9 protein-coding genes are annotated in these 6182 nt (G+C 63.1%); 6 read left to right on the forward strand and 3 right to left on the reverse strand.

Annotation, left to right across the window (positions count from 1 at the left end):
• The first annotated feature begins 451 nt into the window (after positions 1-451).
• Complete coding sequence (locus HUV06_RS14035) at positions 452-805, forward strand: SWIB/MDM2 domain-containing protein (RefSeq protein WP_254601147.1); 354 nt, start codon at positions 452-454, stop codon at positions 803-805.
• A 606-nt stretch (positions 806-1411) separates the two neighbouring features.
• On the opposite strand, the gene HUV06_RS14040 is transcribed toward HUV06_RS14035, so the two are convergent.
• Together HUV06_RS14040 and HUV06_RS14045 are read right to left on the reverse strand one after the other, a co-directional pair.
• A complete protein-coding gene (locus HUV06_RS14040) occupies positions 1412-2719 on the reverse strand; it encodes a DUF3443 family protein (RefSeq protein ID WP_174301876.1) in 1308 nt (435 codons plus the stop codon).
• A gap of 2 nt (positions 2720-2721) precedes the next feature.
• Complete coding sequence (locus tag HUV06_RS14045; RefSeq protein WP_174301877.1) at positions 2722-3204, reverse strand: DUF2844 domain-containing protein; 483 nt, start codon at positions 3202-3204, stop codon at positions 2722-2724.
• A 363-nt stretch (positions 3205-3567) separates the two neighbouring features.
• Between HUV06_RS14045 and HUV06_RS14050 the strand changes: the two genes are divergently transcribed.
• The 5 genes from HUV06_RS14050 (at position 3568) to HUV06_RS14070 (ending at position 5959) form a co-directional block, all read left to right on the forward strand.
• Positions 3568-3747, forward strand: coding sequence for a Flp family type IVb pilin (locus HUV06_RS14050; protein ID WP_174301878.1), 180 nt, complete (start codon positions 3568-3570; stop codon positions 3745-3747).
• Positions 3748-4002: 255 nt separating this feature from the next.
• Positions 4003-4536 carry a DUF1134 domain-containing protein gene (locus HUV06_RS14055; protein ID WP_371811084.1) on the forward strand — a complete coding sequence of 178 codons (534 nt, stop codon included), beginning with the start codon at positions 4003-4005 and terminating at the stop codon, positions 4534-4536.
• Positions 4537-4577: 41 nt separating this feature from the next.
• On the forward strand, positions 4578-4799 hold the full coding sequence (locus HUV06_RS16355) for a hypothetical protein (protein WP_254601148.1): 222 nt from the start codon (positions 4578-4580) through the stop codon (positions 4797-4799).
• A 140-nt stretch (positions 4800-4939) separates the two neighbouring features.
• Positions 4940-5245 (forward strand): transposase, encoded by a 306-nt coding sequence (locus tag HUV06_RS14065; RefSeq protein WP_174301880.1) that lies wholly within the window; start codon positions 4940-4942, stop codon positions 5243-5245.
• 12 nt (positions 5246-5257) lie between these two features.
• Positions 5258-5959, forward strand: coding sequence for an IS6 family transposase (locus tag HUV06_RS14070; RefSeq protein ID WP_174301881.1), 702 nt, complete (start codon positions 5258-5260; stop codon positions 5957-5959).
• Here the strand turns inward: HUV06_RS14070 and HUV06_RS16080 are convergent.
• A partial coding sequence (locus tag HUV06_RS16080; protein WP_217433892.1) for a hypothetical protein occupies positions 5883-6182 on the reverse strand: 300 nt, incomplete at its 5' end. The genes HUV06_RS14070 and HUV06_RS16080 overlap by 77 nt on opposite strands.

Consider the following 6182-nt stretch of genomic DNA (forward strand, 5'->3'; position numbering starts at 1 on the left):
TCATCGCCAAGCCGGAGGTCATCACCTCCATCGGAACCCGCCAATGGGCGCAGGTCAGTATTTAGGACGCCCGGTATCATCCGTCACGCGCATCGCCACCGACGCGGGAAGGGGCTCTCCGGCGAAAGGCTCGCCAGCCTCCCCCCAGAGAACTGTAGGACGTCCGCCTTGGCCTTATCCATCGACGGACAGTCCGTGCCCTCAGCAAGTGCGCCGTCTCTGGCAGCCGTCGACTACCCGTAGGCGGCGCATCCGGCGTGAGCGTCACCAATGCGTTCCGCCTTCGTCATGGGTCCCGCGCTTGGTCATGGGCGAGGGATGGGGCGCTTGATGCAGCCCCGGTAAGGCGCCTTCCCGCCCGTGTCCTGTGGGCCGATCGGTATGGGACATTGTGTCTGGAGCCTTTGGGTGCGAACCCTAGCCCGGCCCGAGCGTTTGGGGCGGGTCGAACATGGAGAAGGCTATGGCACGGTCTGCGGTGAAGCGTGGCGAGGATGAAACTGCTGCGGCTGAGAAGAAGGTCAAGGAGACGGGCAAGCCGGCAAGAGGCGCGCGCGGCGGCATCACGGCTCCGGTGGTTCCTTCCCCCGAACTTTCCGCGATCGTCGGCGAAAAGGACCTTCCCCGCAGCGAGGTGGTCAGCAAGATCTGGGAATACATCAAGAAGCACGACCTGCAAGACCCCAAGGATAAGCGCAATATACTGGCCGACGAGAAGCTGCATAAAGTGTTTGGAAAGAAGTCGGCGACCATGTTCGAGATGAACAAGCTGTTAAGCTCGCACCTAACTGGCAAAAAGGCTTAGGAATTTTGAGGCTCCAGCATCGGTAAGGCGCTTTGGACTGCTGGAACCGAAGGTCGGTAGATGGCAGGATTGGTCATCCATGAGGTCTAAAGCTCGGCGCCCTGTGCGTGTGTAGGGCAGGGGCGTCGAGAAAGGCTCAGTATAGGCGATCCTGTCCGATCGAAAGACCAGACGATAGATGTGCCGCACCTTGGTCCTCACGGGTCAGGCAGGGAGGCGTGGGAGCGTGTCAGCGGGTGAATGGCGCTGACCTGTCGACCTCCCTTGCGCCCCGCCTTCCAGTTGGCAGTCGGTCGGCCTAAGCCTTGGCTCGGGCGGCGTCTCTCTGCGGATCAAAGAGAATGGTGCTGATCATATTGGCTGAGGCCTACCCGGTTTCCTTTGGTGTCACCGAAAAAGGCCAGACAGCCGACGTCCTTCAGGATGAAAGGCCTGTAGCTCGCCTGACCACCATGTGCCGATATCAAGCGTAGGGATGTTTCGAGATCCTCAACTTGGCCAGACACGATCCAGACTATTGAGAACACGCCAACTCAGGCTGATTGGCTCGCTGCCTCGCGAGCGACTTACGCAAATGGTCCTGAAATTGAGACCAGAGCAACCGACTTAGAAAGCGAAGTAGGGTCCCTGCAAACTGCCTGTAGAGCGCCCCTCGATTGCCGTGTAGACTTTTCGGCCGAAGAAAAACGGCATGCCGAAGTCGAAGCTGTTGGCGAAGGGAAGCGGCGGGGTCACCAGCGTCGGATTGATCCCCAGTCCCGGCGCGACGTCGGACGAACCGGCGACGTTCAGCGGGCTATATAGGGTGAACGCGCCGCTTGCCGTCACCCCGTTGGTGGCCGTCAGCACGGGCGAAAGCGGGGTCGGTGAAGCGGGACAGTAGAGGGCGATCAGGTCGCTTTCGGTGCACGGATCGAGGCTGGTGTCAATGAAGAAGTAATCGCTGCTGCCGCTGTCCAGGAAGCTCTGGGTCAGCTGCTCGCCATTGTAGGTGGCGGTGAGCAGGCCCGGGCCAAGCTGGCTGGCGGAGGTGGTCACCGGCAGCACGTTCGTCGCCGTCAGGGTGTTGTCGGCCTGGGTGGCGATGCCGAACGTCACCGTCCCGGTCAGGGTGGGGACGCCCGCCTGCGCGACCGAGGGAAGGGAGAGGATGACGCCGTTGTTGTCCGCCGGGAAGGCCGCGACCGGGTTGGGCAGCTGCTGGAACGGAGCGGTGGCGTTCGAGGCGCGCGCGATGATCGCGCCGCATCCCGCGGACGGGCAGTCGTAATAGATCGCTGCCGACGATCCCCCAGTGGTGGTGCAGTAGGTCCCGCAGTCGGTGGTGGTGGTGCCCACGCCCAGGATGCCGTTGGCGCCGAAGTCGTTCACGGTCGCGATGTCGACGCCGCCGCCCGCCGAGCAGCTCGACGGGACGTTGGTGAAGCTTCCGGTGTCGCCGATCGCCTGGAACGGCATGGCCGCCACCTTCTCGCCCGCAATCGAGAAGTCGGCCGTACGCACCGAGCCGAAGATATAGGAGTTGACGTACTGGTAGCACTCGCCGACCGGGTTGCTGGAGCTGTCGGTCTCGGTCGGGAGCGCCGCAAGGAGGCTCGCGCTGATCACGGGCTTGATGATCCGAAGGCCGATGGAGCCGGTGTCCAGGATGACGTGGTCGATGGTCTGGCAGTTGCTGGTCGATCCGGGCGCGCAGATCGTGATCGTCACATAGGGCGTGTTGAAGGCGCCGTTTCCGGCCTGGAGCGCGGCCGGCCCGCCATCCAGCACCACGGTGGCGGTGTTGGCGGTGGCCATGACCGTGGGTGTCGAGGCGGTCGTCGGGGCGACGGACGAACTTGAAGAGCCAGACCCGCCGCCGCCACATCCCGCCAGCACCAGCATGGCGAACAAGGCTATGAACCACCGCGCCACGCTCAGGGCTCCTGCGAGAGATCGTTCGCTGAAAAGCCCGCCGGGGCCAGCGAGGGGATGAAGGCCATGCCGTGGAACCAGCCCATATGGCCGCCCGTCTGGATTTGGAGGTCCGACTGGCTGACCTGTTGCGGGCGGCGCAGGGCGCGCATCGCCCGGCCCCCGCTCGTGTCGTTGGCCGCCTGGAAGGTCTCAAAGTAGCGGCCGAGAAGCGAACGCAGGTCGGGCTTGCCCGGACCCGACCATGTCACGGCGAAGACCTGACCTTGTGCATTCGTAAGCTCGTGCACCATGCCGCCATTGACCCGCGTCAGGTCGTGGCGCGCGTACCTGCCCATAGGCGTCGAGGCCAGCCGCGCGCCCATCCGACCGCCATCCGCCACAACGCTGGATACCGCGCCGCCGAGTTCAGCGTGGGCGCTCCCGCACATCAACAGGGTGGCGCAGACGAGTAGGGCCGTTGGGACTGGACGAAGACACGACACGTCGGCGATTCCTCGGACAGGCGACCGGTTAAGGTACGTCTACCATCATGGCCAGTCGAAATGCCATTGGCGCGCGAGCACCCGCCAAACCGCGTCGCGACCGATGCCCACGCTAATCGCGGATCCCCGTAGGTCCGTCGGCCAGGAGCCACAGCCAAGGATGCCGTAGCGGAGGAACCCGCGCGGACGGCCTTGTCACTGGCCACCTGTGATCAAGCGGGTGCGACCTTGAACCTTTGGCTCGTCGGACCATCTCCTAAGATCAGCTCTGCAGCGCCGACAGCATGGCGAAGCTGGTGAACCAGATGGTTATGCGATTGTTAGCTTCTGGAAATCAGGATAGGCCGGCACGGAGAAGCTAATATGCCTACATTGAAACAATTTATCAGAAATGAGGGTGGTGCTACCGTAATTGAGTATGGCTTGATTGCCGCACTGATCGCTGTCGTCATCATTGCGGGCGCGACGACGCTTGGAACCAACCTAAAGACAAGGTTTACCTCGATCGCTGCTAACGTAAGTTCCGCAGGTACGGCATCCTAGATCGGCTGCACGCACAAGATGGCTTCATCAGCGGCAAGGCTCAGAGCGTCGCTTCGCCCGTGGCTGGCCAAAGGCGCGCCGAATGAAACCGACTAGCTCTCCGGGTGGTTTAGCGTCATGCCAACCTTGGCTGCTGACCAGTTGGCGTCACGTAGTTGGAGATGGAACATGAACAGACGCGACGTCCTACTCGCTAGCCTTGGCGCAGGGGCCGGGGCTGCAGTCGTTTCGCGCGCCGCTTGGGCGCAAGAGGCCATGAGTCCCGTGACGGCTGGTACTCACCCCTACAGCCCTGGAGCGAAGGCCGAGCCCTATTCGCAGACCGAGATCGTGCGTCGGGCGTCGAACTTCTTCGGCGTAGCTGCACAGACCCTGGCGGGCGTGATCGAGAAGGCCTTTAAGGACAACGGGCTTCCAACCGGCTACATCGCCGGCACCGAGATCGCAGGCGCCGTCGTGGTGGGTCTGCGATATGGCAAGGGCGAGTTGTACATGAAGCATCGCGCTCCCGAGCGCGTCTTCTGGCAGGGTCCGTCGGCTGGCTTTGATTTCGGCGGCAATGGATCTCGGGTCTTCACCCTCTGCTATAACCTGCAAGATGAGGAGCAGATTTACAGACGCTTCCCTGGGGTGGAAGGCTCGATCTATTTCGTGGCCGGCTTCGGCTTGAATTATCAGAGAGCCGATGCCGTAACCCTGGCCCCGATCCGGACGGGTGTGGGGGCGCGTGCGGGAGCCAGCTTGGGCTACCTCGATTACAGCCGCACGCGGCACATCAGCCCGCTCTGATTACGCCCACGGCCACCGCGACCGTCGCCAGCTATGAAGACATGAAGGCCCGCACCCGGCGGATCGCTCGCGGCGAGGAGAAGCCTGCGCCCGACGATCCCAAGGTGTGGTTCACCTCGACGCGGTCCTTCGCCAAGCTGCTGTCGGCGGGCAATCGCAAGCCATTCAAAGCCCCTGCCGCGGAGACGGGCGCCTCAAGCATGATTTGGAAATGGAGGAAGCAGGACGTGAAGACGCGCTCTTGCGGCGAGCGCCAATGCTAAGTTACGGAATTTACGCTAGGCCGCGTTGAAGAAGTGGATTTCCAAATCACCTGATTGCTGATTCAAGGCTGCTTTTGGAGAGAGCAGCCTTGGTTCGAGGTTTGATGTCCGATGAGGAGTAGGTCTTCTTTGCGCCTTTCGTGATCGAGAGGGGTCCTCGGCGCGGTCGGCGGCCCAAGGATCATCGTCTGGTGCTGGACGGGGTATTCTGGATTGCGCGGACGGGGTCGCCGTGGCGTGATCTGCATGACCACTTCGGCAAGTGGAGTTCGGTCTACCGAGAGTTCCGATTCTGGACGCTGTCGGGGGTCTGGGATGTTCTGCTGGCGGCGCTTAACGAGAGCGGAGAGGGTCAGCCGAGCGTTCAGATGACCGACAGCACTATCGTGGATGCTGTCAGGCGAACGCTAACTTGTTTCCGCCTTGATGGGTCGCACCCTGGATGAGGGCGGAGAGCCGTGCAGCCGATCTCCTACAAGCGCCATCGGTTTCCAGCGGAGGTGATCCGCTACGCAGTGTGGCTGTATTTTCGCTTCGGCCTGAGCTTCCGGGATGTGGAGGAGCTGCTGGCGCAGCGGGGGATCGAGGTCAGCTACGAGACGATCCGCTGCTGGACGCTGAAGTTCGGGCGGCTGTTCGCCAGGAACCTGCGCCGGCTGCAGCCGCGGCCGACGGGCCGCTGGCACCTCGATGAGATGATGATCAAGATCGGCGGCAGGAATCGCTGGCTCTGGCGGGCTGTGGACGACGAGGGCGTGGTGCTGGACATGCTGGTGCAGAGCCGGCGCGACAAGAAGGCGGCGCTTCGGCTGCTGCGCAAGCTGATGAAGAACACCGGGGTGGCGCCGGAGACCGTCACCACGGACAAGCTGGCGTCCTATGGCGCCGCCCTACGCAAGCTCGGGCTAGGCGAGCGTCAGCGGTGTCGCGGCCGACGATGTAACAACCGGGCTGAGAACAGCCATCTTCCGATCCGACGACGAGAGCGGAAGATGCAGAAGTTCAAGAGCGACGGTTCAGCCCAGCGTTTCCTGTCCACCCATGCCGCGGTCTACAACACCTTCGACACCCAGCCCCACCTGATCAGCCGACGCGGACTTCGCATCCAGCAAGCCCGAGCTCACCAGGCGTGGGCGCTAGCGACCGCCGCGGCGGGGTAGGGGAGGGGCCGTTCTGGTCTCTTAGCGACCCGATGGCGGTTAACCTGACAAGGCCGGTCCGCGCGTGGTCGTCGTAGAGGCCGACCTCCGGTATCCAGGACTGCCCGGTATACTGGATGCGGCCGAGGTTGGAGGCGCCGGGCATCCCATAGGCGTCGTAGGTGTTGGTGGCCAGGCTCTGGCCCGAGCTGTTGGCCACCGCGATCACCGAGCCCTGCTGGTC

The sequence above is a fragment of the Caulobacter sp. S45 genome, assembly GCF_903642205.1.
In the GTDB taxonomy this organism is placed as follows: Bacteria; Pseudomonadota; Alphaproteobacteria; order Caulobacterales; family Caulobacteraceae; genus CAHJWH01.